Here is a 25,003-nt window from a genome sequence, read left to right as displayed (position 1 = left end):
TCGTGGCGGTGAAGCGTCAGCGCGTGCGCGCGGTCGTTGTTGTCGCGAAAGCCGGCTGCGGCTGTCCAAACGGATCCAGCTGCTGCTGCAACTGCTGAGGCGGCGGACGCCGCACCACGCGGGGCTGCTTCTTCGCCTTCGCCTTGCGCTTGGTCGCCTTGCTATCGGATGCGCTGCCGTCCGCTTTTTTGCTCTCGGCCTTGGCCTTCGCCGGCGCGTCCTTCACGGCTGAGGTTGCGGGATCGTTCAGCGCGGCCACCTTCGCCGAGACGACATCAACCGCCGAGGAGGCGAGCGCGGCACCGGGATCAACCTGCGCCGGCTCGCTGGCGGCAGGCGCAAAGTCCGGCTTGGCCTCGGGGATCGAGGCCGTGGTGTCGGCGGGAGTGAGCGTGTCGGTGGGGGCTGGCGCTTCAGCTTCCGTCATCGTCTCGGGCTTGGCCGGCTCAGGAACCGGAGGCGCGGCTCCAGTGACCTGCGGCTCCGGATCTGCCTCGGCCGTCAGCGCGGCCACCTGTTCGGGCCCGCTCGCCGGCAGCCCGATCGTCGGCACCCGGTCGCGCAGCGACGGTGCGGGGGCGGGCGCGATCTCCGGCTCCGCTCGCAACACCGCGAGCACCGGCTGAGCCGGTTCGGGCACTTGCGCAAACACCTGCTCCTGCGGGCCATTCCGCCAGGAGGGGTTGCTGACATATTGCTGATGGGTCGCCCGCAGCAGCGCGGCGGCTCCTAGGCCGAACACCAGGATGGAGGTTGACAACAGGATCGCGGCAAACAGGAAGCGAAAGCCGGGAAGCATCGAGCGATTGCGAATTTCCGCCCCGGCGGCGAGGTGGCCAGGGCCAAAGAGCCATCTGAACGCGGTGACGGTACTGATTGCCGCGTTCGCCACGCGGGATCGAAGCTCGGAAAGGTGGCGAATCAGGCTGATTCGACCATATCGCAACGATCCTGCGCCGTTCCGTTAAAATCGCGGTCGAATAACGCGGCAATTGATGGCGCAATACGATTTCAGCCCCGTGATGCAACGGGGCAACGGTGGTCTTGCGGATCACAAATCGGCAAATCCGGCGCAAATAGGCCTGATATGTCTTGAATGTGCCGCTATCTTCCGTCATCTGGCCGTTAACGGTCCGATCGGGCTTCGGGACTATACAAGAGCGATGATGATCAAACACTTTCTGACGATATGCGCTGCCGCAACAGTCGCTGCGGCGGGAACCTCGCTCGCTCAGGCTCAGAGCTATCCGGTCCAGCAGGCGCCGAGCTATGGCGCCCCGGCCGAATATCGGCCCGGTGACCGCACGCCGAATTTCGACGCACTGGACGAAGACGACGACGCGATGCCGCAGGCCTCGCTGCCGCCGCCCGGCCCAGTCGACGATCCGCGCTACGGTCGCCCGGTCGGCGTGCCCCCGGTCTATTCGGCCGCCCCGCAGGGGCCGGTGATGTCGCCGGATGATCCCCGTTATGGTCGTCCGGCTGGCGCTCCGCCGGTCTATTCGGCGGCGCCCCAGGGGCCCGTGATGTCGCCCGACGATCCGCGCTACGGCCGGCCCGCCGGTCCGCCGCCGGTGATTTATGCCAATCGTCCGGGGCAGCAGGCGCCCGCCAATGACGGCCTGCGTCCGCCCGAGGCGGTCGGTGGTCCCGCCGCGACTGGAACGGTCGATGCCGCCCAGCCGCCCGTCGGCGCCGACGGCCGGCCGATGACATTGGCCGCGCTACCGCCCGAGGAGCAGCCCGATGCTGCGCCGGTGCAGCTGCCGCCGAACCTGCGCCGCCAGGAGGTTGCGTTCCAGACCAAGGAGCCGGCCGGCACGCTCGTGGTCGATACGTCTAATACCTATCTCTATTACGTGCTCGGAGGCGGCCGTGCGATCCGCTACGGGGTCCGCGTCGGCCGCGACGGCTTCACCTGGACCGGCGTACAGAAGATCACTCGCAAGGCCGAGTGGCCGGATTGGCATCCGCCGACCGAGATGATCGAGCGTCAGCCCTACCTGCCGCGCTTCATGGCCGGCGGCCCGGGCAATCCGCTTGGCGCCCGCGCGATGTATCTCGGCTCGACCGTCTACCGCATCCACGGCACCAACCAGCCCTCGACGATCGGCAAGTTCGTCTCCTCCGGCTGCATCGGCATGCTGAACGAGGACGTCTCCGACCTGTTCGATCGCGTCAAGGTCGGCACCCGCGTGGTGGTGCTGCCGGGTGGCCCGCCGCCGGGAACGGCGACCGCCTCCGCTGCGCCGACGCCGGGAGCTGCATCCGTCGCGGCTCAGGCCGGCCCGGTCCCCGGCACCCAGCCGACGGTCGTGCCGCCGCTGCCCGCGCCGGTCACCGTGCGCTGAGCGCTTCGTGCCTACCAGATTGCGGAAAGGGCGTGCCGTCGGCGCGCCCTTTTCATTTCAGGCCAGCCTGCGCGGCAGCTCGCCGCCCCTGGTGAAGGCGTCGATCGCCTCGACCATCTGGCCGTAATGGATGCGCAAGCCGTCCGCCGTGGCGTAGCCGAGGTGTGGCGTCAGCACGAGGTTGTCGAGCTTGCGGAAGGGATGATCGACCGGCAGCGGCTCGACCGAGAACACATCCAAGCCGGCGCCTGCGATCTTCCTCTGCTGCAGCGTTTCGAGCAGCGCCTGCTCGTCCACGATCGGCCCGCGCGCGGTGTTGACGAGAAAGGCGGTCGGCTTCATCCGGGCGAGATCGGCAGCTCCAACCAGCCCGCGCGAACGCTCGCTCAGCACCACATGGATGGTTACGATGTCGGCCTTGGCGAACAGCTCCTCCTTGGTGGCGTAGCCGACGCCGGCCTCCTTGCACTTCTCCGGCGTGAGGTTCGGGCTCCAGGCGATCACGTTCATGCCGAACGCCTTCGCAATGCCCGCCATCTTGCTGCCGAGCTTGCCGAGCCCGACGATGCCGAGCGTCGTGCCTTCGATCTCGACGCCGGCAAAGCTCTGCCAGGGCTCGCCCGCATGCATGCGGGCATTCTCGCGGCCGATGCCGCGAGTCAGTTCCAGGATCAGGCCCATGGTGAGCGGCGCCGTCGGATCGCGCGAATATTGTGTGCCGCCGATGGCGATGCCCCGCGCCTTCGCGGCCTCCATGTCGATCGAAGCGTTGCGCATGCCCGAGGTCAGCAGCAGCTTCAGCTTCGGTAGGCTCTCGAACAGGCTCTTGGGGAACGCGGTGCGCTCGCGCATCGCGCAGATGACGTCGAAGTCCGCCAGTGCGCTCGCTGCGGCCTGCTCCGAAGCGAAGGGATGGCTGAACACGGTGACGTCGACCCGGTCGGACAGTTTCTGCCAGTCGGCAACGTCGAGCGCGAGGTTGAAATAATCGTCGAGAATTGCACAGCGCAGCCGGCTCATCAGCATTCATCCATGGCAAGAGATGACGGCGCAGGCGGGCACCGTCGTGGGAGCCCGGCCATGGTTGCGCGCAATCACACCTGTGCGCAAGCAGCTGACGACTTCAAAAGTCCGATAGGGAGGAGACGCTCAGAGATCGCGCGGCTTCAGGCGGAACGGCGCATCCATGCCGTGCTTGGCGCGCCAGGCGGGACCGGGTCCACGCATGTAGTGCAGTTCGGGCCGGTAGGGATTGAAGGCGGTGGCGAAGAAGCGCTTCCAGAAGCCCTTGACCTCCGAAACGAACCCGAAGACGTGGCCGGCTCCTGCCGGAACAGGATGAGAATGCGTCTCGATCAGAGCCATGATGCGGCCTCGCTGTGCTCCCGTTCATTCTGGCGGGCGGCGCTGTTTCCGCGCGAAAGCGAGCTTTCGGCCTGATTTATTAAAAGATAGTTTCAATTGTCCGGATTGGCGTCCGGATGGTGTCCATTCCGTATTCATCCGTGGTGAACGGACGGAAAACATTGCCCTTTTGGGGCGGGATCGTTACATCGGCGGCAAGCAAATTTCCTCAAATCGAAGGTGTCACGGGACCGATGGCGCGCCAGTTCATCTATTTCATGCAGGGCCTGACCAAGAGCTACCCGACCCGGAAGGTGCTCGATAACATCCACCTGAGCTTCTACCCCGACGCCAAGATCGGCGTGCTCGGCGTCAACGGCTCGGGCAAGTCGACGCTGCTCAAGATCATGGCTGGCCTCGACAAGGAATACACCGGCGAGGCCTGGGTCGCAGAGGGCGCCCGCGTCGGCTATCTCGAACAGGAGCCACAGCTCGATCCCAAGCTGTCCGTGCGCGAGAACGTCATGCAGGGCGTCGCCAAGCAGAAGGCGATCCTCGATCGCTACAACGAGCTCGCGGTCAACTATTCCGACGAGACCGCCGACGAGATGACCAAGCTCCAGGACGAGATCGAGGCCCAGGGCCTGTGGGATCTCGACAGCAAGGTCGACCAGGCCATGGACGCCTTGCGCTGCCCGCCCGATGACTCCGACGTGACCAAGCTCTCCGGCGGCGAGCGCCGCCGCGTCGCGCTGTGCAAGCTGCTGCTCGACCAGCCCGAACTCTTGCTGCTGGACGAACCGACCAACCATCTCGACGCCGAGTCCGTGTCGTGGCTGGAAGGCCACCTGCGCAACTACCCCGGCGCGATCCTGATCGTCACCCACGACCGCTACTTCCTCGACAACGTTACCGGCTGGATCCTCGAGCTCGATCGCGGCCGAGGCATTCCCTACGAGGGCAACTACTCGTCCTGGCTGGTGCAGAAGCAGAAGCGCCTGGAGCAGGAGGGACGCGAGGACGCGGCACACCAGAAGACGCTCGCCCGCGAGCAGGAATGGGTCGCATCTTCGCCGAAGGCGCGCCAGGCCAAGTCGAAGGCACGCTATCAGCGCTACGAGGAGCTGCTCAAGAAGGCGAGCGAGAAGCAGACCCAGACTGCGCAGATCATTATTCCCGTCGCCGAGCGGCTCGGCGCCAACGTGGTCGACTTCGAAGGCCTCAGCAAAGGTTTTGGCGATCGCCTCCTGATCGACAATCTCACGTTCAAGCTGCCGCCCGGCGGCATCGTCGGCGTGATCGGCCCCAACGGCGCCGGCAAGACCACGCTGTTCAGGATGATCACCGGCCAGGAGAAGCCGGACGCGGGCACGATCACGGTCGGCGAGACCGTGCATCTCGGCTATGTCGACCAGTCGCGCGATGCGCTCGACGGCAAGAAGACCGTTTGGGAGGAGATTTCCGGCGGCAACGAGCTGATCCTGCTCGGCAAGAAGGAAGTGAACTCGCGCGGCTATTGCTCGGCGTTCAACTTCAAGGGCGCGGACCAGCAGAAGAAGGTCGGTGCGCTCTCCGGCGGTGAACGCAACCGCGTTCATCTCGCCAAGATGCTGAAGTCCGGCGCCAACGTGCTGCTGCTCGACGAACCGACGAACGATCTCGACGTTGATACGCTGCGCGCGCTCGAAGAGGCGCTGGAGGATTTCGCCGGCTGCGCCGTCATCATCAGCCACGATCGCTGGTTCCTCGACCGTATCGCGACCCACATCCTGGCATTCGAAGGCGACAGCCATGTCGAATGGTTCGAGGGCAACTTCCAGGACTACGAGAAGGACAAGATGCGCCGCCTTGGCCAGGACAGCATCATTCCGCACCGCGTGAAGTACAAGAAGCTGACGCGGTGATGGCGGCATGATGCGGCGGGCGCTCATCGCTGCGGTGATCGTGGTCACCTGCGGCTGGTCGTCCGCCCGCGCAGCAGACGCCGCCTTCACGCAATTCATCGCTTCGCTCTGGCCGGAAGCGCAGGCCGCGGGCGTCTCGCGCGCGACCTTCGAGCGAGAGACGCGCGGGCTCGAGCCTGATTACAAGCTGCCCGACCTGCTTCTGCCGGGCCGGCCTGCGACCGGCGCGCCGTCGCAGGCCGAGTTCGTGCAGGTGCCGGCCGACTACGTCAGGGAAGCGTCGATCGCGCGGCTCGCCGGCGAGGGGCAGCGACTGCTGCAAAAATATCGCACCGCGCTGACCGAGATCGAGAAGAAGTCCGGCGTGCCGGCCACCGTCATGCTCGCGATCTGGGGTCGCGAGACAGACTATGGCCGCCACACGTTGCCCCATGATCTGGTGCGTGTGCTGGCGACGCAGGCCTATGTCGGACGCCGCAAGGATCAGTATCGCAACGAGTTCATTTTCGCGCTCAAGATCCTCGGCGAGGGCGTTGTCACGCGCAAGGACATGCGCTCGTCCTGGGCCGGCGCGACCGGCCTGACGCAGTTCCTGCCATCCGAATATTACAAGCACGGCGTCGACTTCGACGGCGACGGTCGCATCGACATCTGGCATTCGGTGCCGGATGCGCTGGCCTCTGCTGCGCAGCAGCTCGTCAACAAAGGCTGGCAAAGCGGTGTGCGCTGGGCCTACGAAGTGCAGGCGCCGGCCAAGGTCGATTGCACCACGGGCGTACCGGAGGTGACGAAGCCGATCGGTCAATGGCTGCGCGAAGGCTTTGTGCCGGTGCGTGGCCAGAAACTCGGCGCTGCCGAGCAGGCCCAGCAGGCCTCGCTGCTCCAGCCGGAAGGCATCTACGGCCCGTCGTTTCTGACCACGAAGAATTACTTCGTGATCAAGGAGTACAATTTCTCCGACCTCTACGTGCTGTTCGTCGGCCATCTCAGCGACCGGATGACCAGCCCGCTGCCATTCGCGACGCCATGGTCGGCTTCGAAGCAGCTGCGCACGAAAGACGTCGAGACCATGCAGCGCGAGCTGACGCGCGTCGGGCTCTACAAGGACAAGATCGACGGCAAGGCCGGCATGCAGACGCGCGCCGCGCTCGGCGCCTATCAGAAGTCGGCCGGCCTCAAGGTCGATTGCTGGCCGAGCGAAGAGGTGCTGCGCTCGATCCAGGCGGGGCGATAGCGCAAGGACCAAAAGAAAAAACCCGGCCGATGGTCTCGGCCGGGCTTTGATCGCGGCGCTTGCGAGCGCCGTGCGATCAGATCAGTAGCAGACGCGAACCGGGCGAACGACCCAGCCATAGCCGTCCCAATAGCGCTGGCGCTGCCAGTAGCAGGGCGGGGGCGGCGGGCCGGGCTCGGCCACGTAAACGGGACCACCATAGGCCGGACGGCTCGACGCGATGGCGCCGCCTACGATGGCGCCACCGATCAGCCCGGCCGCGATACCGGCACCGATGTTGTCACCGGCTTTCGCCGGCGGCGTTGCGGTCACCAGCGAACCGGCGACCGTTGCAACCGTGAGGGCGGCAACCAAAGTCTTCTTCATGCTCTTGGCTCTCCTGGGAGATGGACTTCCCCTATAAGGGATGGCCCGGGTTTCAAAGGTTCACGCACACTCTGATGGAATTTGGCCTTGCGGTTAGGAAGCGCGCAAATGGTCAATCCACGGTAAACGCACACAGAGCTGTGACGAGAAAAAGCGGTCTTTTTCGGGCTCTGAGATGAACGGCGCATCCGTAGTGAACCGGTTAAGCGCGCCTCAGCCACAAACTCTGACGCGGCGGACGCGCCAGGCATAGCCGTCCCAGAAGCGCTGCTTCTGCCAGACGCAGTTGCCGTAATAGTCGTCGGCGACATAGCCCGGACCGGGGGCGTAGTAGCGGGGCGGATAGTAGCCCGGTTCGTAATAGCCGGGACCTGGTCCGTAATAATACGGAGAGGCCAGTGCGCCACCGACGATGGCGCCGCCGATGATCCCGGCCGCCACGCCCGCTGCGACACCGCGCTGGGCATGGGCGGGTGTGCCGGCCGTCAGGGCCAGAGTGAGGACGGCAGCGACTGCCAGGAGCGACTTCTTCATGCGCTTGACCTTATCACACGTGGGAACTCTTTGGGGCACAAGGTTCCATACTTCGCTTGAATGATCAATGAACGGCCCTTTGCCGGAGACGACCAACCGGCATGGGCCCCACTTTCATCAGGAGACGCTGATGGGGAACGCGATGGTCAATGCATTGATTGCTGCTGGGGTCGTCTTCGCGATCGGCTACGGCTGGATCGCTCACCTCCAGAACCGGGGCCGGCGGCGCACGCGTGCCGGGGCCGGCGGTGGTAGTGGTGCCGACACCTACATGGGGACAAGCGACGGCCTCTCGTTGGGAAGCTGGTTCTCCAGCGACCGTTCGGGGAGCTCGACCGACGGCGGCAGCTGTTCCAGCAGCGACGGCGGCAGCAATGGCGGGGACTGCGGAGGTGGCGATGGTGGTGGAGGCGGTGGCGGCGACTAGCTCCGCCACAAGCTTGATCAACCGCAACACCTGATTTTAGAGCCGTTCTAGGCTGATTGCCGGGCCAGTTTGGAATAACTTCAAATACCGCTTTTTCCTTTTGCATCCGGCCGGCCCGTTAAATATCGATGATGGCGCATCACCGAAGGGCCTGCCGCTTCCATGATCGTTTGTTCCTGTAACGTGCTGAGTGATGAGGACATCCGCGCCGCCGTCGCCGAGTCTGACGACGCCGTGCGCCATGCCAAGCAGGTCTATGGGTGTCTCGGCTGTAGCGCCGAATGCGGCCGCTGTGCCCGGACCATCAAGACCATCATCGACGAAGCGCTTGGCCCCTGCGCCCAGTCTTGCTGCGCGGGCTGTCCCCATGGCCATACCGTTGCCGCCAATGACGAGACGGCCGAACCCGCCCAGTTCGCCCTCGCGGCCTGCTGAAAACTTCCGCATCCTCAGCTGAGCTTTTCCCCGGCTGCGTCCGCATAGCCGGTTGCCGGCCTGCGCAAACTCATTTAGAAGAATTCTAAATTCGGTTAGGGCCGATTTGGACTGCAAAGCTGGAGTGAACCATGCAGGGCGACGCGAAGGTCATCGACTATCTCAACAAGGCACTGCGTCACGAGCTGACTGCGATCAATCAGTACTGGCTGCACTACCGCTTCCTCGACAATTGGGGCCTGCTGGACATGGCCAAGGTCTGGCGCAAGGAGTCCATCGAGGAGATGGAGCATGCCGACAAGCTCACCGCGCGCATCCTGTTCCTCGACGGCTTTCCGAACATGCAGGTGCTGGATCCCCTGCGCATCGGCCAGAACGTCAAGGAGATCATCGAATGCGATCTCGCCGCCGAGATGAGCGCGCGTGCGCTCTACCAGGAAGCGGCGACCTACTGCCACGGCGCCAAGGACTACGTCACGCGTGACCTGTTCGAGAAGCTGATGAGCGACGAGGAGCACCACATCGACTTCCTGGAAACCCAGCTCGACCTGATTGGTCGCATCGGCCTCGAGCTCTACACCCAGAAGCACGTCGGCGGGCTCGAGGGCGAGGGGCATTAAGCTCCCTCCGCCTCTCTCCATTCGTCATGGCCGGGCCTGACCCGGCCATCCACGTGTTGCTGCCACGAGAAAGACGTGGATGTCCGGGACAAGCCCGGACATGGCAGCGTGTGGCGAACGCATCACCTACAGCTGCGTCTTGTAGCGCTCTTCCACGATCTCCTGGCTCTCCGGTTCTCCCAAGCCCGTCTGGTCGTGAATGACCTCGATGATGCTCGGCATCACCGATCGCTGTACCTTCTCGGATGACCACAGCTTCGAGCGCATCAGCGCCTTGCCGCAGTGGAAATAGACCTCGCTGACCGCAACGTTCAGCGCCGCGCGGGGCGGCTTGCCGAACTCCACCATTGCGGCGAGCAGATCCGGATCGGCCGAGAGCGTGCCGCGTCCGCCGACGCGCAGCGTCTCGTCGATCCCCGGCACGAAGAACAGCAGCTGCACGAAGCCCGAGCCCTCGACGACGTTGCGAAAACTGTCGATGCGGTTGTTGCCGGAGCGGTCGGGCATCAACAGCTGGTTGGGACCGGCGACGTGGACGAAGCCGATGCCGCCGCCGCGCGGCGAGGCGTCGACACTGCCGTCCGCGCCCGAAGTCGCGAGCACGCAGAACGGCGACATCTCAATGAACTTCCTCGCATGCGCATCAATCGCCGGCCGCGCCTTCGCGATCACGCGCGGGGTCGGCTTGGCGTAGATGGCGACGAGGTCTTCGGCGCTAAGATCGGTCAACGGCGTGCCTCCGTATCAGCTTGTCCTGAAGCTAGCCGATCAGGCGCCCCCAGCCAACGAAATCCGGCGCGCTAGTACCCGGAATCAGAGCTGAGTGATACGGCGGCCTTTGAAACGGCGTTGACGGACCTTTTTCTTGGTCCAGACGAAGGGCTCGGCTCTGTCGTTGTATGCGTTGACGTAGGCATCGATGTGTTCCTGAAGCTGCTTGAGGCTCGTGAAGGAGGTGCCGCTGAGCGACTGCCCCTGCAAGATGGAAAACCATACTTCGACCTGATTGAGCCATGACGCACTTGTCGGCGTGAAATGAAATTGCACGTTGGGGTGGGCCTTGAGCCAGTCCTCGTTCTTTTTATGGGTGTTGAGGTTGTCGAGGATGACGTGAAGCTTGCGGTTCGGAAAAGTCGCGGTGACGCTGTTCATGAAATCGAGAAACTCGACGCGGCGCCGGCGTTTTGAATGGGTCGCGATGATCTTTCCGGTGGCGACTTCGAGCGCCGCAAACAATGTTGTGGTGCCATGCCGCTTGTAATCGTGGCTTTGGCCGGTTAAGGCGCGGCCATTGGGCAACTTCAGATAACCCTGCGCTCGCTCCAAAGCCTGGATCGAGGGCTTCTCGTCCACGCACAGCACAATGGCCTTCGCCGGCGGCGCGACATAGAGGCCGACAACATCGGCGGCGGGAGTGTCAGAAGTTTTGTGTAAGAGCGTCTCTGTGAGGGGTTTGCGGGGTCAGCGGACTGACCCCATGGGGTCAGTCCGCTGAGCCTGCAAAGCGCTCGCCGAACTGGATGGCAAACTGGCCCATTGCGGCCGTCCATGCAACCGGTCGTCGCCAATGGATGCCGGCATTTCTGATGGCGAGGTAAAGCAGCTTCATCGCCGCCTCGTCGTTGGGGAAGCTGCCGCGTGTTTTGATGATCTTGCGCAGCGAACGGTTCAGCGCCTCGACCGCGTTGGTGGTATAGATCATTTTGCGTATCTCCGGCGCGAAGGCGAAGAACGGAATGACGTGCTCCCACGCCCGGCGCCAGGCCGCCCCGATCGCGGGATAGCGCTTGCCCCACTCGGCTTCGAAGTCCTCGAGCCTGAGCAGAGCGGCGTCGGCATTCTCGGCATGATAGATCGCCTTGATCGAGGGAAGGATCGCCTTGCGATCCTTCCAGGACACGAAGGATAGGCTGTTGCGGATCAAATGCACGATGCAGGTCTGGACCATCGCCTTGGGAAAGACGCTGTTGATCGCCTCGGGAAAGCCCTTCAGACCGTCGACGACGGCGATCAGGATGTCGGCGACGCCGCGGTTCCTCAGATCGTTCATGACCTTGAGCCAGAATTTGGCGCCTTCGGTTTGCTCGATCCAAAGCCCGAGCACGTCTTTCTCGCCCGATGCAGTGATGCCCAGCACGACGTAGACTGCCTTGTTCTTGACCATCCCCTCATCGCGAATCTTGACCCTGAGCGCGTCGAAGAAGACCACCGGATAGATCGCTTCCAGCGGCCGGCTCTGCCATTCGCGGACCTCGTCGAGAATCGCGTCGGTGACCTTGCTGATCAGATCGGGGGACACCTCGGTGCCGTAGAGCTCGGCCAGATGGCCCTGGATCTCCCGTACCGTCATGCCCCGCCCGTAGAGACTGATGATCTTCTCGTCGAAGCCGTCGAAGCGGGTCTGGCCCTTCGCGACGATCACCGGTTCGAACGTGCCGGCGCGGTCGCGCGGCACCTCGATCTCGATCTCGCCGTCGTCCGTCAACAGCGCTTTGCTGCTTGTGCCGTTGCGGCTGTTGCCCGACCCGCGGCCCGCCGGGTCGCCCTTCTCATAGCCAAGGTGGTGGGTCAGCTCCGCACCCAGTGCGCGCTCCAGAAGCGCCTTCTTCAGTCGTCTGAAAAGCCCGTCTTCGCCGGCTAAGTCTTCTGGCTTGAGGCTGCCCCCGGCAAGAAGCTGGTCCAAAATCTCAGGTGAAAAATCCGTAGCCATGTGAGTCTCCTGTCAAAGGTAAACTCACAGAAACCATCTTACACCGAGTTACTGACACCCTCTCGGCGGCTTTGGCCGTAAAGTTCGGGTCGTTGCTCTCGCACCAGGACTTGCGAGCCACCAGGTCAATCTTGTGGCTGCGCAGGAACCGCCAGACATATTGGACATCGACATCGCCCAGCGCCTCGGCCAGCAGGGGGCCGGTCCAGCGCGCAAACCCTTGCGGTGGCGGCTTATCCAGCAGCTTCAGAATCCGCTTGTCGGTCGTCTTCGTATAGATCGGCTGCTTGCCAGGCCGCGGCTTGTCTTGCAGCCCTTCAAGGCCATGGTCGGCATAGCGATGCCGCCAAAGGCTGACAATCCGCGGCTGGACCCCAACTTCCTTGGCGATCGACCGGGTGCTGCGCCCATCCGCCGCCAACAGAACTATCCGCGCCCGCTTCAAATCGCGCTGCAACGTCACCGGTGAGCGACAGCACGCCTCAAGCACCTTGCGATCTTTCCTCGAAAGGTGGACTTCTCTTGCTTCGGGTATCATCCCGACCTTGAATCACGACTCACGTTCCAAGAAAAGTGGGTACTAGACTGCATCCGCCGGCACGAAGCAACTGATGATGATGGTGCCGCGATGGTGGACGTACCACACCACGGCCTGGCCGACCGGATTGCCGCGGTCGCGGATGATGGCGCGCGCGGGCACCTCCATCCATTGTCCGTCGATCGGCACCCAATAGGCGCCGCCGCGCACGTCATATTCGGTGCGATGGCCATCGGAGATGTCGCAACAGGGCACGCCGTTCGGCGCGATCACGCTCTTGAACCAGGCGCGGATATCGGGCGGGACGTGGTCGTATTGGCCGTTGTCGAACGCGAACGCCGCGCTCGTCAGCGCTGTCGTTGCAGCCAGCCAGACGCACAGTACCAGCCTGTGCATGCGATCCTCCTCATCGCGTATCGTGCCATTGGCGCGCGATTGTCCCGCGCGCCGATTCGTATCGTCGGCGCAATTAAGCCCGAGCTGTCGGCGCAATGCATGCTCAAATAATACGCTGCGCGGGGCGCCGCACATGATGCGTTGCGAGATGAGACAGCTTGTGGCGGTGCGCAGCCACGGAGTTGATCGGCATGGCGCGATGGAACTTCGCAGAAGCGCGAAGGCGGATGTAGGATTTCGGCCCGGACCTTCGTCTTCGAGAAAACGTCGGGAGAGAGTGCATGTGCCGCAACATCAAGACGCTGTTCAACTTCGAGCCGCCGGCGACGGAGGACGAGATCCACGCCAGTGCGCTGCAGTTCGTGCGAAAACTGTCCGGTTTCAACAGGCCGTCGCAGGCGAACGAGGCGGCGTTCGAGCGTGCGGTGGCGGAGGTCGCGGAGGCCGCACGAAAACTCCTGACGTCGCTGCATACCCATGCGCCGGCGCGCGACCGCGAGGTCGAGGCGGAAAAGGCGAAAGAGCGCTCGCGATTGCGCTTCGGTTCGTGAGCCTGAACAGCGCACTCCGTGACCTGGCTCACGGTATCTGCTGCGTCAGCTTGCGATGGTGTCGGCCGGGGTTTTGACCGCCCGGAGCACGACCATGAGCCGCCCCCTTCTTCCCCTGAAAGCAGGTGCCATCGCCTTCACGCTGCTGTGGACTGCGTGGATGATGTGGTGGAGCGGCTCGTTCTCGAGCGCGAACATGGTCATCCTCGCCCTGTGTGGCGCGGCGGTCGGCTACCTCTGGTATCGTGCGATGCGCTGGCAGTTCGAGCGCATGGGCATGTTGCCGCGAGACGAGGATCGGCCGAAATAGATGCGTCTGCTAGGCCTTGTCGCCGTGCTTCTTCTTTTTCTTTTTCTTCTTGTGGTCGTCGCCGTCATCGCTCTCGTCATCGACGATTGTCTCGTCTGGCTCCTGGACAGCAGCCTCGAGCGCTTCGCGCTCAGCGGCTTCGCGCTCGCGCTGGCGGCGGCGTTCGTCCCAGGCGTCGAAGAGCTGGTCGAGCCACGGCAGCACTTGCTCGATCGACGGCAATTGGCCGGGCGGACCCGGTTCGCCGCGCGGGCCTTGCGGCCCCGTCGGTCCCTGCGGCCCGGCAGGTCCCGGCGCGCCGGCTGCGCCGCGCGGGCCGGCTTCGCCCTGCTTGCCTTGCGGACCGGGTTTGCCGGGCGGGCCAGCCTTTCCGAGCGGCCCCGGCTTGCCCTGCGGTCCGGGCTTGCCGCGCGCCCCGTCCGGGCCGCGCCGGCCCGGATGGCCCTGCGGCCCCGGCCGCCCCGGCTCGCCTTGCCGCCCGCGCGGACCCTGAGGCCCCTGCCGTGAGCTATGGCGGAATCTGGGTGATGACGGTGTGAGGAAGGCGGCGTATCGAGGCGGGTGACGAGCCTGCCAGAACCTCTCGAGGAGAGCGATACGCCATGACCGAGACTACCAATGTTCTTGCTTTCCGTCAGCCGTCCGCGGTTGATGATCCACTGACCGATATCGTTCGTGCCGGCGCGCGGGACCTGCTTGCCAGGGCGATCGAGATCGAGGTTGGCGCGTTTCTGGCCAGCACGGCCAATCTGACGCTGCCCGACGGTCGAGCGCGCCTGGTCCGACATGGGCACGGTCCGGTGCGCGAGATTGCGACCGGCATCGGTCCGGTGGAGGTCGCTCGTCCCAAGGTCCGCGACCGCGGAGCGAGCGGGCCAGGCGACCGCCTCCGCTTCAGTTCGGCAATCCTGCCGCTATGGGCGCGGCGGACGAAGAGCCTGGATGCCTTGATCCCGGTCCTCTATTTACGCGGCATCTCGACCGGCGACTTCCAGGAGGCGCTCTCGGCGCTGCTCGGCAAGGATGCGCCGAACCTGTCGCCTTCGGTGATCGCCGGCCTGAAGGCCGATTGGCAGGTCGAGTACGAACGCTGGCAGAGACGCGATCTGTCGGCGCGTCGCTATGTCTACATCTGGGCCGATGGCGTGTACCTGCAGGCCCGCATGGAAGATCACAGCGAATGCATGCTGGTGCTGATTGGCACCACGCCGGAAGGCAAGAAGGAGCTGATCGGCTTCCAGGTCGGTGTGCGCGAGAGCGCGCAGAGCTGGCGCGAACTCCTGATCGACCTGCGGCAACGCGGGTTACGGATTGCCCCGCAACTCGCCATCGGCGACGGCGCCCTCGGCTTCTGGAAGGCACTGGACGAGGCCTTTCCCGGCACGCGGCACCAACGATGCTGGTGCCATAAAGTGAGCAACGTACTCGACAAGGTCGCCAAATCCGTGCAGGGCCCCATGAAGAACGACCTGCGGAACATCTATCTGGCCCCACACCGGGCCGAAGCTGAAACCGCGATCGACGTCTTCGTCGAGAAATACCACGTCAAATACGGACGTGCGGTGGAGTGCCTGATCAAGGATCGCCATGCGCTGCTCGCCTTCTTCGACTTCCCTGCTGAGCACTGGATCCACCTACGCAGCTCGAACCCGATCGAGAGCGTCTTCGCCACGGTGCGCCACCGAACGGTGCGGACCAAGGGATCGCTGTCGCAACAAACTGCGAAGCTGATGGTGTTCAAGCTCATCGACGCCGCATCGAAGACCTGGCGGCGATTGAAGAGCACGAACCAGTTGCCGAAAGTCATCGCCGGTGTAAAGTTCATCGACGGAATCGAAGTCATTCCGAACACTGAAAGCCACGCCGCCTGATCAGGCCGCGTCACCCAAAATCAGCCATAGCTCCCCTGCCGTCGTCCCTGATCGTCTGCCACGCCACTGCTCCCTTGACCGGAAGCAAGCTACTTAGCGGCCTTTGACGACAGCAGCAATTCTGCCCGCGCACCGTGTCAGGCTTGATCAACATCAATCGTCGGGGCGAGCCGCCATGTCATCGATCGCGCACGGCCACACCGCTTGCGAGGAGCGACCGATGCGTGCAGCGTGGAAAGTCCTTTGCCTGTTCGCTGTCGTTCTCGTCGTCTCGCTCGGCCTCGCTCAGCTGCTGGTGCCCGATATCGTGCCGGTCGGATTCGCCGAGGAGCCGCAACCGTTATGGGCCGTCATGACGGCGTTCCTGCTCCGCGCGGTCGAGCTGATTGCCGCCTCGGTCGCGATGATCGCGCTTGCGGTCATCGCCGGCGTGTATCTGCGGCACGAGCTGCGCCGCTTGTGGCGCGGGCGGACTGATGTCACCCGCTAGTCCTGATAGGCAGGCACGTCGATGCCGGAGGCGGCGTAGATCCTGATCTTGTTGCGCAGCGTGCGCACCGACAGGCCGAGCACGCGCGCTGCGCGCGTGCGGTTGCCGTCGCAGCGTGCGAGCGTCTGGAGCACGAGCTCACGCTCGACCTCGTCGACCGTGGCGCCGATCAGCATCGGAACGATCTGGTTAGGGGCTAGGAATTGCGCGCCCGATTCGGACGCAGCGACATGAACAGTGGTCATCAACACACTCCCCGATCAACGCCCGCTTCCATCATTGGAAGCGGATCGAGAACAACGACCCCAAGCCGTAATTCCACGGTGGTCCTGTTTGGTTAATGAATGGTTAATCGGGAGCGAGCCCACCAATTGACCCCAGGAATGCCGCGAAGCCGCCGCGATTGGCGCAGGATGCATCGCGATGCGGACCTATCTCGCGCGACAAACTCACTGTCATCCCCCACTTCGCCGGCGATGACACATCGTGTGCCGAGAGGCCGTGCGTCCCTCACACCGTGCGGTACCCGCCGTCCACCATCACGATCGTTCCGGTGACATAGGCCGACAGGTCCGATGCCAGGAAGATCGCGGGGCCGACGATGTCCTCGGGCTTGCCGGTGCGCGCCAGCGGGGTGTGATCGAGGAAGGCCTGCACCAGCGCCGGATTGGTTGCGCGCACATTGGCGTTGATGTTGGTCTCGATGAAGCCGGGACCGATCGCGTTGACGCGCACGCCTTCCTTGCCGAGCTCGGCGGCGAGCGCCTTGGTGAAGCCGAGCACGCCGTGCTTCGAAGTCGTGTAGGCCGCCGAACTCGGCGTGCGCAGATGCACGAAGGACTGGATCGAGCCGATGTTGACGATGCGGCCCTTGCTCGCGCGCAAGGGTGCGAGGAATGCCTGCGTCATGTTGAAGACGCCGTTGAGGTTGAGCGAGATGATGTCGTTCCAGTCCTTCGCCACCGTCTCGGTCTCGGCGGTGAAGGCGTTGCGGCGGGTGATGCCGGCATTGTTGACGAGGATCGAGACCTGTCCGACCTTGCCCTCGACCTGCTTGGCCAGCGCGAAGCAGTCCTCGCGCCGGGTGACGTCGAGCGGAAAGCTCTCGGCCCTGCCGCCCGCCTGCCGGATCTCCCCAGCCGCTTCCGCGACCGTCTCGGCGTTGACGTCGAGCAGCACGACCTGCGCGCCCTCGCGCGCGTAGCCGGCGGCAATCGCCCGGCCGATGCCGGAGCCGGCACCCGTGACGACGGCGATGTGGTTTGCGAGCAATGCCATGACATATTCCTCCCGGTTTCTTTTCGAAGTTTCACGAAAAGCTAACCCGTCTTATTCGCGAGAGGGCGCCTGAGAGGCTGGCGAGCGTGGTGTAAAGCGCTGATGCGGCGTAGGATTCGGTTGCGAAGCCACCCCATCACCTTCAACCGCGAACGCCACGCCCGCCATGACCGATGATACGATTTCAGACCACTATCGAGAAGCAAGAATTCAACACAAATAAAACCTCTGCCTCGCGCTCGATCTCTTCATGCTTGATAGTCTCGTTTCGGAGGCTGAGCACCTACCGCGTCTAATAGGCCGCTCGCGCCGGTTTCTTTGGACGCGGCACGACCGCGACTCCACGTTTCGGCACAGAAATGATCGGGAGTCACTCAATCTTTCTTCAACTTAACCCGTCTTATTCGTAAGAGTGCGCCTGAGGGGTAAAGCGCTGATGCGGCGTAGGATTCGGTTGCGAAGCCAACCCCATCACCTCCAACCGCGAACGCCACGCCCGCCATGACCGACGATACGATTCCGCCCTTCTCGTTTCCAGCCGTTCACGCCAAGAAAGTCACAGCTGCCTTCGATGGTGGGCGCCTAACCTCGAACGGGGGCGTGATGCTTCTGGCGATGGCCGAGCGGCGTCTCGGTTTGGCCAACAATCTGGCCCGGGTGTTCCCGGATCGGCGCGATCCGACGCGGGTCGTGCACAGCCTGGTCGATATGTTCCGCGCTCGCATGTTCGCGATCTGCTGCGGCTACGAGGACGCCGACGACCTCGATCATCTGAGGTCCGATCCGGCATTCAAGCTGGCCTGCGGTCGCCTACCGGACACGGGCCGGGATTTGTGTTCCCAGCCGACGCTGTCGCGGCTGGAGAATGCTCCGCGCCTGCGCGACGTGATCCGGCTGACCTACACTTTGGTCGACGCATGGATGGATAGCTACCCGCGCGAGCCGGCATCCGTCACGCTCGACATCGATGATACCTGCGACGTCGTCCACGGCCATCAGCAGCTCTCGCTGTTCAACGCTCATTATGACGAACGCTGCTTCCTGCCGATCCACGTCTACGACACGGAGAAGAGCCGGCCCGTGGCCGTCGTGCTGCGGCCCGGCAAGACGCCGGGCGGCGTCGAGGTGCGTGCCCATCTGCGCCGCCTGGTACGGCATATCCGGACGCGATGGCACAACACGCAAATTACGTTCCGTGGCGACGGGCACTATGCCCGGCCGGAGGCAATGGCGTGGTGCGAGACCAACGGCATCGACTACATCTTCGGTCTGTCCGGCACCAAGCCTCTCGCCAGAAAAGTCGACGAGGTCGCCGACGACATCCGCACGCGACGCGCCATCGAGAACCTGCCGGTTCTGCGTGGCTATACCGAGACGCGCCACAAGGCAAAGTCCTGGGATCGCGAACGGCGCACTGTCGCCCGTATTGAGGCGACGATGCTCGGCCTCGACATCCGCTTCGTCGTCACCAGCCTCGATGTCGGCTCGGCCGAGTGGATCTACGACAGCCTGTATTGCGCGCGCGGCCAAGCCGAGAATCTGATCAAGCTGCATAAGACGCAGCTCGCCTCCGATCGCACCAGCTGCCGTTCGGCGCTCGCCAACCAGGTCCGTCTCGTGCTCCATACGGCCGCTTATTGGCTGATGCTGACCGTGCGCGACGCCATTCCCAAAGCCCGGGAATTGGCCGCTGCCGAGTTCGCGACGCTGCGTCTTCGGCTCTTGAAAATCGCCGCCCGTGTCGTCGAGACCACGAGCCGCATTCGCCTTGCGTTTGCCGCGGCATGTCCCGAAGCCGACCTGATCTGCGGCTTGCCCGGCGCGCTGCTGCCGCTCGGTCCTTGACCGGCGGGGCGTCCGCCCCCGTTCGCCCAACCCATCCCTCAAGCGCGTTGCAAAGTACCGGTCGTCAGGCGGCGAAAAGCCGAAGGCAATCCTGTGCGCCTCGTCAGACAAGATGTGCGGCCGCATCAATCGGACCCAAAAGCCGCACTCTCACGAATAGGACGGGCTAACTCGAAATTAAGAGGGCGGAAACGGCGGCCTTGGCATACTGATCCTGATTGCTAAACGTTGCGCGCATGATGGAGAGCTATGGCTGATTTTGGGTGACGCGGCCTGATCAGGCGGCGTGGCTTTCAGTGTTCGGAATGACTTCGATTCCGTCGATGAACTTTACACCGGCGATGACTTTCGGCAACTGGTTCGTGCTCTTCAATCGCCGCCAGATCTTCGATGCGGCGTCGATGAGCTTGAACACCATCAGCTTCGCAGTTTGTTGCGACAGCGATCCCTTGGTCCGCACTGTTCGGTGGCGCACCGTGGCGAAGACGCTCTCGATCGGGTTCGAGCTGCGTAGGTGGATCCAGTGCTCAGCAGGGAAGTCGAAGAAGGCGAGCAGCGCATGGCGATCCTTGATCAGGCACTCCACCGCACGTCCGTATTTGACGTGGTATTTCTCGACGAAGACGTCGATCGCGGTTTCAGCTTCGGCCCGGTGTGGGGCCAGATAGATGTTCCGCAGGTCGTTCTTCATGGGGCCCTGCACGGATTTGGCGACCTTGTCGAGTACGTTGCTCACTTTATGGCACCAGCATCGTTGGTGCCGCGTGCCGGGAAAGGCCTCGTCCAGTGCCTTCCAGAAGCCGAGGGCGCCGTCGCCGATGGCGAGTTGCGGGGCAATCCGTAACCCGCGTTGCCGCAGGTCGATCAGGAGTTCGCGCCAGCTCTGCGCGCTCTCGCGCACGCCGACCTGGAAGCCGATCAGCTCCTTCTTGCCTTCCGGCGTGGTGCCAATCAGCACCAGCATGCATTCGCTGTGATCTTCCATGCGGGCCTGCAGGTACACGCCATCGGCCCAGATGTAGACATAGCGACGCGCCGACAGATCGCGTCTCTGCCAGCGTTCGTACTCGACCTGCCAATCGGCCTTCAGGCCGGCGATCACCGAAGGCGACAGGTTCGGCGCATCCTTGCCGAGCAGCGCCGAGAGCGCCTCCTGGAAGTCGCCGGTCGAGATGCCGCGCAAATAGAGGACCGGGATCAAGGCATCCAGGCTCTTCGTCCGCCGCGCCCATAGCGGCAGGATTGCCGAACTGAAGCGGAGGCGGTCGCCTGGCCCGCTCGCTCCGCGGTCGCGGACCTTGGGACGAGCGACCTCCACCGGACCGATGCCGGTCGCAATCTCGCGCACCGGACCGTGCCCATGTCGGACCAGGCGCGCTCGACCGTCGGGCAGCGTCAGATTGGCCGTGCTGGCCAGAAACGCGCCAACCTCGATCTCGATCGCCCTGGCAAGCAGGTCCCGCGCGCCGGCACGAACGATATCGGTCAGTGGATCATCAACCGCGGACGGCTGACGGAAAGCAAGAACATTGGTAGTCTCGGTCATGGCGTATCGCTCTCCTCGAGAGGTTCTGGCAGGCTCGTCACCCGCCTCGATACGCCGCCTTCCTCACACCGTCATCACCCAGATTCCGCCATAGCTCCATGATGGAACGGCTGGACTCCTGCCCCGTGGGTCGGTCAAAATCCCCCGGGTATGGTCACTTGAAACTCCCCCACCTGATGATCGCCGTCAGCGCCGCTGAACAGCAGTAGCCGGTCAGGCAGGACGTTTATGTTCGACCCCTTTAGCCAGCAAGGGGCCGGGGAGTTGAACGTCTTGAAGCGACATCTGCAAAGCACCGTACTTACATTACTTGATCGCAACACCAGCCAGCGCGAGATTCACCGGCTGACGGGTGTCGATCGCAAGACGATCCGGCGTTATCAGGCGCTGCGGGCCGGTGCGGAGGCAAATTCCCCCGGGGAAGTGACCACCGGCTCGGTGAGCGCGGACGGCCAAATTCCTCCACCCCGACCACCGGCTTTTGGGACATCGGAAGCGACGGTCACCAGCAGCCTGGCCCGTTCGGCTTGCGAAGCGCATCGGACGTGGATCGAAGAACAGGTCCGGCTGAAGCGGAACGCGCAGGCGATTTACCAGGACCTGGTTGATCAATTTGGCTTTCCGTCCAGCTACCAGAGTGTCAAGCGGTTTGTGCGCCGGTTGCGGCACGCTGATCCTGAGCAGTTTGATCGTCTTGAGTTCCTCCCCGGCGAGGAAGCTCAGGTCGACTATGGCGAGGGCGCGCCGACGGTTGATCCGAAGAGCGGGCGGTACCGTCGTCCCCGCCTGTTCGTGATGACGCTACGCTACTCGCGGCGCAGCTTCCGGCGGGTAGTCTGGAAGTCCAGCCAACAAGTCTGGGCGCAGCTCCACGAAGAGGCGTTCCGGTATTTTGGCGGGGTCCCCAGCTATGTCGTGCTCGACAACCTGAAGGAAGGCGTCCTCAAGCCGGATTTGTACGAGCCCCAGCTCAACCCGATTTACAGCGCGATGCTGGCTCATTACGCCGTGGTCGCCGATCCCGCGCGCGTGGCCGATCCAAATCGGAAAGGATGCGTCGAGAATGCGATTCAACATACCCAGGGCACTGCGCTGGCCGGACGGCGCTTCGAGACGCTGGAGGCGCAAAACGAGTTCTTGAGGCACTGGGAGGAGAACTGGGCTTCCAAACGCATCCACGGCAGCACGCGCCGTCAGGTCGAGGCGATGTTCCAGGAAGAGAAGCCGCACCTGCGGCCGCTGCCTGTCGCTCCCTTCCGCATCTTCACCGAAGTCGTCCGGACTGTCTGCGACGACACCACCGTACGCGTCGACAACAGCTATTACGCCGCGCGGCCCGCGCCGATCGGCAGCCAGGTCGTCGTGCGCATCTACACCACCACGATCGAGATCCGTGATCGCCACACCCGTGCGCTGCTGCGTGTTCATTCCCGGATGGCGCACCCCGGTTCTGTCGTCCTGCCGACCAGCGAACGGCCGTTCAACCCGTCGCGGCAAACCGCCGTGCTGCTGGCGAGCGCCGAGCGCATCGGACCGCAGACCAGGGCCTTGTGCCAGCAGGTGTTCGACACCGAAGGGCGCCCCGGACAGCGCGCGATGTGGGGCATTGTCGGGCTGGGCCGGAAGTATCCGGCGCGGCTGGTCGAGCAGGCCTGCGCGCACGCCATCGACAACCGCATCTACCGCTACAAGCACGTGCGTGCGACCGTCGAGCGGTTGTTCGAACAGGCGATCGAGCAGGTTGGAGTGACGCCACAGCCGGCATCGCCGCTCACCCAGGATCATCCGCTGATCCGTACCCCCGCGGAATACGGCGACCTCTTCAGCCGCGCTGTGCGGCGCGACGCCGACGACAATGGTCGGCAGGCCGAGGCTCACGACGATCACGCCACGGCAATCCGCGCTCGTGTCGCCTGCGCAACCCCGGCCAACTCCGGCGCCACGAGCGCTCCCGCTGCACCTTCTCACCTTAAACTGGAGACCTAGCCACATGATGACCATGCCGGAAATTGAGCGTTGCCTACGACAGCTGCGCCTGTCGGGTGTCCGCGACACGCTGCAGACGCGCGTGCTCCAGGCGCAGGGCGCCAACCAGCCCTTCCTCGAGACCTTCTCCCTTATCCTGCAGGATGAACTGGACCGTCGTCAGTCCCGTCTTATCGAGCGGCGATACCAGCAATCCGGGCTCGACGAAAAGCTGACGCTCGCCGAGTTCGACTGGTCCTTCAATCCCAAACTGCCACGTCAGACCTGCTTCCAGCTCCACACCCTGGCGTTCATTGCCGCTGGCGAGAACGCTCTGCTTGTTGGCAAACCTGGCACCGGGAAGTCGCACATCGCCAAGGCGATTGCCTATCAGGCGATCCTGCAAAGCCACAAGGTCCAGTATCTTGAGACCGACGACTTCTTCCACCGCTACGCCCTGAACTCTCCGGCACAACGCGAGGTCCGGCTGCGAACCATCATCGACTGCGATCTCCTCGTGCTGGACGATCTATTCCTCGCACGCGCCATCCCCGACGACGCCGGCACTTTGCTGCAGACCCTGATCCATCAGCGTTACAAACTGCGCCGCAGCGTCATCGTCACCTCCAATCGCGTCGTGCAGGATTGGGGGGCATACCTTGGGGACAACACTATGAGCACGACGATCCTCGATCGCCTTATGCATCATTGCCATCTGCTTGAGTTCGACGGACGCAGCTATCGGCTCAAAGAAGCCGCTGAAGCTCTTGCCCGGGAAACAAACTCAAACTAACAGTCCCTTGTCCTGCCTCGCGGGTGGAGGAATTTGACTGACCACACCCGGAGGAATTTGAAGTGACCCGCGGGGGACTCCTGGAAACTCGCTCTCGAACGGCTGCGGTCGGCGCACGCGCCCGATTGGGCCGAGGCGGGCCGGCTCGTCGCCGAGATCGTGCGGATGAGCAGCGACGTCACGCTGCGCCAGGCCGCCGAGCAGGCGCTGCCGGTGCTGCGCCAGGCCGCGGACAATGACGATCATGGCGTGACGCTGGCGGCGCAGCGCCGTCTCGGCGTCGTGCTCGAGGTCGTCCACGATCTCTCCGCCCCGCGCTTCGGCCGCCGCAACGCCATGCCGAAGCAGATGTCCAGGGAGGACCGCGCGCGCAAGGTGCTCGGCCTGCCGCTCGCGGTGCAGCTCACCTGCGAGGACATCAACCAGGCCTATCGCCGCGCCGCCAAGGGCATGCATCCCGACCGGGGCGGCAGCGCGGAAGCCTTCATCGACCTCGCCGCCGCGCGCGATCTCCTGATCCATCCCGGCGCGCACAAGGACGCGTGAGGGCGCCTCGGCTCTCGTTCACGCCGCACAAAAAAACGGGCAGGGACGCTGGCGTCCTGCCCGGCTGTTCGTCCGCCGATCGAATTGTTACCAGGTGCACTGGCCGTTCTTGAGCGCGGCGTCCTTCATGGCGAGGGCGTCGATGAAGGTCGGCACGCTCGCGCTGGCGCGGTGGTAGCCCGCCGGCCACGGCGTGGTCGGGATGCTCTCGTCCCAGATCTGGCAGAAGCCGCTGTCCTGCCAGCGGATCAGATGATAGCTGGCTTCGGCAGGGCTCGCGGCGGCGAAGGCGGTGACGGCAAGACCGACGGCAGCGCACAGCACGGAAATACGACGCATGATCAGCTCCTCAAAATGAAAGACGTGATGCGCCTCCCGACAATGACGGGAGGGGGTGGCGCGGGACGCATTTGGGAATGCGCCCCGGACAAGATGTGAGTAGTTCCGCCGGCCGGTCAGGTTCAAAAGAGCCGCTGCGGGAAATGCGCAATTTGAACAGCTTCTGCAAAAGAGAAGGGCGGACCGTTCGCGCGGTCCGCCCCGTGAAAACTCATCCGTATACGCGACCCGTCGCGTCGGGGCTCAGAGCGTGCAGCGGCGCTCGGCGCGCAACTTGATCTGGAGGTCAGACGCCTGCTGGAAGGTCGGAAGCGGCTTGCTGACGACCTTGTAGGTCGACGCGCCGATTTGGAACGGCTTGTACTTGAGGTCCTCGTTCCAGACCTGGCAGATGCCGGTGTTGTCCCAGCGGATCACGTAATAGCCGACCGCCGCCGAGGCCGGCACGGCGAACGCGGACGAAGCGATGCCGGCAACGGCACAGAGCGCGAGAGCGCGACGCATGAAATATCTCCTTGTGGGGGAAGTGGATCGGAAAATTCGTGCGGTAAAAGCAGGTCCTTTGCAAGCCGAGGAGCGGCCGCTCACGGACATGTCAGACGCAACCGCG

27 protein-coding genes and 3 pseudogenes are annotated in these 25,003 nt (G+C 64.0%); 14 read left to right on the top strand and 16 right to left on the bottom strand.

The features are described from left to right. Nucleotides 1–16 precede the first annotated feature (16 nt). Complete coding sequence (locus ABIF91_RS04730; RefSeq protein ID WP_050995215.1) at nucleotides 17–799, bottom strand: hypothetical protein; 783 nt, start codon at nucleotides 797–799, stop codon at nucleotides 17–19. 367 nt (nucleotides 800–1,166) lie between these two features. Between ABIF91_RS04730 and ABIF91_RS04725 the strand changes: the two genes are divergently transcribed. Further along, on the top strand, nucleotides 1,167–2,351 hold the full coding sequence (locus ABIF91_RS04725; RefSeq protein WP_035672106.1) for a L,D-transpeptidase family protein: 1,185 nt from the start codon (nucleotides 1,167–1,169) through the stop codon (nucleotides 2,349–2,351). A 57-nt stretch (nucleotides 2,352–2,408) separates the two neighbouring features. On the opposite strand, the gene ABIF91_RS04720 is transcribed toward ABIF91_RS04725, so the two are convergent. Both ABIF91_RS04720 and ABIF91_RS04715 read right to left on the bottom strand, forming a co-directional pair. Continuing rightward, on the bottom strand, nucleotides 2,409–3,371 hold the full coding sequence (locus tag ABIF91_RS04720; RefSeq protein ID WP_028179898.1) for a D-2-hydroxyacid dehydrogenase family protein: 963 nt from the start codon (nucleotides 3,369–3,371) through the stop codon (nucleotides 2,409–2,411). A gap of 129 nt (nucleotides 3,372–3,500) precedes the next feature. Then, nucleotides 3,501–3,716 (bottom strand): hypothetical protein, encoded by a 216-nt coding sequence (locus ABIF91_RS04715; RefSeq protein WP_028179899.1) that lies wholly within the window; start codon nucleotides 3,714–3,716, stop codon nucleotides 3,501–3,503. Between the two features lie 233 nt (nucleotides 3,717–3,949). On the opposite strand from ABIF91_RS04715, the gene ettA reads away from it, so the two are divergent. Together ettA and ABIF91_RS04705 are read left to right on the top strand one after the other, a co-directional pair. Next, complete coding sequence (gene ettA / locus ABIF91_RS04710; RefSeq protein ID WP_028179900.1) at nucleotides 3,950–5,599, top strand: energy-dependent translational throttle protein EttA; 1,650 nt, start codon at nucleotides 3,950–3,952, stop codon at nucleotides 5,597–5,599. A gap of 7 nt (nucleotides 5,600–5,606) precedes the next feature. Beyond that, entirely contained in the window at nucleotides 5,607–6,833 is a 1,227-nt protein-coding gene (locus tag ABIF91_RS04705) for a lytic murein transglycosylase (RefSeq protein ID WP_028179901.1), read from the top strand. An 81-nt stretch (nucleotides 6,834–6,914) separates the two neighbouring features. Here the strand turns inward: ABIF91_RS04705 and ABIF91_RS04700 are convergent, their stop codons facing one another. Both ABIF91_RS04700 and ABIF91_RS04695 read right to left on the bottom strand, forming a co-directional pair. Beyond that, nucleotides 6,915–7,199 (bottom strand): hypothetical protein, encoded by a 285-nt coding sequence (locus ABIF91_RS04700; protein WP_028179902.1) that lies wholly within the window; start codon nucleotides 7,197–7,199, stop codon nucleotides 6,915–6,917. A 213-nt stretch (nucleotides 7,200–7,412) separates the two neighbouring features. Beyond that, entirely contained in the window at nucleotides 7,413–7,733 is a 321-nt protein-coding gene (locus tag ABIF91_RS04695) for a hypothetical protein (RefSeq protein WP_028179903.1), read from the bottom strand. A gap of 130 nt (nucleotides 7,734–7,863) precedes the next feature. Between ABIF91_RS04695 and ABIF91_RS04690 the strand changes: the two genes are divergently transcribed. The 3 genes from ABIF91_RS04690 to bfr all read left to right on the top strand — a co-directional run bounded on the left by ABIF91_RS04690 (nucleotide 7,864) and on the right by bfr (nucleotide 9,215). Continuing rightward, nucleotides 7,864–8,160 (top strand): hypothetical protein, encoded by a 297-nt coding sequence (locus tag ABIF91_RS04690; protein ID WP_028179904.1) that lies wholly within the window; start codon nucleotides 7,864–7,866, stop codon nucleotides 8,158–8,160. A gap of 162 nt (nucleotides 8,161–8,322) precedes the next feature. Further along, on the top strand, nucleotides 8,323–8,595 hold the full coding sequence (locus ABIF91_RS04685; RefSeq protein ID WP_028182392.1) for a (2Fe-2S)-binding protein: 273 nt from the start codon (nucleotides 8,323–8,325) through the stop codon (nucleotides 8,593–8,595). 131 nt (nucleotides 8,596–8,726) lie between these two features. Beyond that, nucleotides 8,727–9,215, top strand: a complete 489-nt coding sequence (gene bfr / locus ABIF91_RS04680; RefSeq protein WP_024339472.1) for a bacterioferritin — start codon at nucleotides 8,727–8,729, stop codon at nucleotides 9,213–9,215. 126 nt (nucleotides 9,216–9,341) lie between these two features. Here the strand turns inward: bfr and ABIF91_RS04675 are convergent, their stop codons facing one another. From ABIF91_RS04675 to ABIF91_RS04655, 5 genes and pseudogenes are all read right to left on the bottom strand, one after another. Continuing rightward, a complete protein-coding gene (locus tag ABIF91_RS04675) occupies nucleotides 9,342–9,944 on the bottom strand; it encodes a pyridoxamine 5'-phosphate oxidase family protein (RefSeq protein ID WP_028182393.1) in 603 nt (200 codons plus the stop codon). Between the two features lie 84 nt (nucleotides 9,945–10,028). Next, a pseudogene (locus ABIF91_RS04670) lies at nucleotides 10,029–10,625 on the bottom strand (IS630 family transposase); the annotation flags it as partial. A 73-nt stretch (nucleotides 10,626–10,698) separates the two neighbouring features. Next, nucleotides 10,699–11,925, bottom strand: a complete 1,227-nt coding sequence (locus ABIF91_RS04665) for an IS256 family transposase (protein ID WP_038960272.1) — start codon at nucleotides 11,923–11,925, stop codon at nucleotides 10,699–10,701. A 49-nt stretch (nucleotides 11,926–11,974) separates the two neighbouring features. Next, nucleotides 11,975–12,463 (bottom strand): annotated as a pseudogene (locus ABIF91_RS04660) (IS630 family transposase); the annotation flags it as partial. A gap of 42 nt (nucleotides 12,464–12,505) precedes the next feature. Beyond that, on the bottom strand, nucleotides 12,506–12,859 hold the full coding sequence (locus tag ABIF91_RS04655; RefSeq protein ID WP_028182410.1) for a hypothetical protein: 354 nt from the start codon (nucleotides 12,857–12,859) through the stop codon (nucleotides 12,506–12,508). 281 nt (nucleotides 12,860–13,140) lie between these two features. On the opposite strand from ABIF91_RS04655, the gene ABIF91_RS04650 reads away from it, so the two are divergent. After that, on the top strand, nucleotides 13,141–13,410 hold the full coding sequence (locus tag ABIF91_RS04650; RefSeq protein WP_028182409.1) for a DUF2277 domain-containing protein: 270 nt from the start codon (nucleotides 13,141–13,143) through the stop codon (nucleotides 13,408–13,410). Between the two features lie 94 nt (nucleotides 13,411–13,504). Further along, on the top strand, nucleotides 13,505–13,720 hold the full coding sequence (locus tag ABIF91_RS04645) for a hypothetical protein (RefSeq protein ID WP_028182408.1): 216 nt from the start codon (nucleotides 13,505–13,507) through the stop codon (nucleotides 13,718–13,720). Between the two features lie 9 nt (nucleotides 13,721–13,729). On the opposite strand, the pseudogene ABIF91_RS04640 reads toward ABIF91_RS04645, so the two are convergent. Then, nucleotides 13,730–14,224, bottom strand: a pseudogene (locus tag ABIF91_RS04640) (collagen-like triple helix repeat-containing protein); the annotation flags it as partial. 98 nt (nucleotides 14,225–14,322) lie between these two features. On the opposite strand from ABIF91_RS04640, the gene ABIF91_RS04635 reads away from it, so the two are divergent. Further along, entirely contained in the window at nucleotides 14,323–15,591 is a 1,269-nt protein-coding gene (locus ABIF91_RS04635) for an IS256 family transposase (RefSeq protein WP_038952271.1), read from the top strand. Between the two features lie 220 nt (nucleotides 15,592–15,811). Beyond that, nucleotides 15,812–16,081 (top strand): hypothetical protein, encoded by a 270-nt coding sequence (locus ABIF91_RS04630; RefSeq protein WP_035719811.1) that lies wholly within the window; start codon nucleotides 15,812–15,814, stop codon nucleotides 16,079–16,081. Here the strand turns inward: ABIF91_RS04630 and ABIF91_RS04625 are convergent. After that, on the bottom strand, nucleotides 16,078–16,326 hold the full coding sequence (locus ABIF91_RS04625; protein ID WP_028182395.1) for a helix-turn-helix domain-containing protein: 249 nt from the start codon (nucleotides 16,324–16,326) through the stop codon (nucleotides 16,078–16,080). The genes ABIF91_RS04630 and ABIF91_RS04625 overlap by 4 nt on opposite strands. 265 nt (nucleotides 16,327–16,591) lie before the next feature. Beyond that, nucleotides 16,592–17,359, bottom strand: a complete 768-nt coding sequence (locus ABIF91_RS04620; protein ID WP_028182394.1) for an SDR family NAD(P)-dependent oxidoreductase — start codon at nucleotides 17,357–17,359, stop codon at nucleotides 16,592–16,594. Nucleotides 17,360–17,860: 501 nt separating this feature from the next. Between ABIF91_RS04620 and ABIF91_RS04615 the strand changes: the two genes are divergently transcribed. Beyond that, entirely contained in the window at nucleotides 17,861–19,204 is a 1,344-nt protein-coding gene (locus ABIF91_RS04615; RefSeq protein WP_208086440.1) for an IS1380-like element ISBdi2 family transposase, read from the top strand. A 277-nt stretch (nucleotides 19,205–19,481) separates the two neighbouring features. Here ABIF91_RS04615 and ABIF91_RS04610 read toward each other — a convergent pair whose 3' ends face one another. Further along, nucleotides 19,482–20,750, bottom strand: a complete 1,269-nt coding sequence (locus ABIF91_RS04610; RefSeq protein ID WP_424578775.1) for an IS256 family transposase — start codon at nucleotides 20,748–20,750, stop codon at nucleotides 19,482–19,484. Nucleotides 20,751–20,978: 228 nt separating this feature from the next. Here ABIF91_RS04610 and istA point away from each other — a divergent pair, with 228 nt between their 5' ends. The 3 genes from istA (at nucleotide 20,979) to ABIF91_RS04595 (ending at nucleotide 24,054) form a co-directional block, all read left to right on the top strand. Further along, nucleotides 20,979–22,736 (top strand): IS21-like element IS1631 family transposase, encoded by a 1,758-nt coding sequence (istA, locus tag ABIF91_RS04605; RefSeq protein WP_100214066.1) that lies wholly within the window; start codon nucleotides 20,979–20,981, stop codon nucleotides 22,734–22,736. A 4-nt stretch (nucleotides 22,737–22,740) separates the two neighbouring features. Further along, nucleotides 22,741–23,508 (top strand): IS21-like element IS1631 family helper ATPase IstB, encoded by a 768-nt coding sequence (gene istB / locus ABIF91_RS04600; protein ID WP_038952109.1) that lies wholly within the window; start codon nucleotides 22,741–22,743, stop codon nucleotides 23,506–23,508. 102 nt (nucleotides 23,509–23,610) lie between these two features. Next, nucleotides 23,611–24,054: a J domain-containing protein gene (locus ABIF91_RS04595; RefSeq protein WP_284281905.1), complete on the top strand. Its 444-nt coding sequence runs from the start codon at nucleotides 23,611–23,613 to the stop codon at nucleotides 24,052–24,054. Nucleotides 24,055–24,141: 87 nt separating this feature from the next. On the opposite strand, the gene ABIF91_RS04590 is transcribed toward ABIF91_RS04595, so the two are convergent. After that, nucleotides 24,142–24,393 (bottom strand): hypothetical protein, encoded by a 252-nt coding sequence (locus ABIF91_RS04590; RefSeq protein WP_028182194.1) that lies wholly within the window; start codon nucleotides 24,391–24,393, stop codon nucleotides 24,142–24,144. Between the two features lie 243 nt (nucleotides 24,394–24,636). Continuing rightward, entirely contained in the window at nucleotides 24,637–24,897 is a 261-nt protein-coding gene (locus ABIF91_RS04585) for a hypothetical protein (protein ID WP_028182195.1), read from the bottom strand. Between the last annotated feature and the right edge of the window lie 106 nt (nucleotides 24,898–25,003).

Source organism: Bradyrhizobium sp. USDA 241 (assembly GCF_049739505.1).
GTDB classification, from domain to species: domain Bacteria; phylum Pseudomonadota; class Alphaproteobacteria; order Rhizobiales; family Xanthobacteraceae; genus Bradyrhizobium; species Bradyrhizobium liaoningense.
This window is presented reverse-complemented; position numbering and strand designations above follow the sequence as displayed.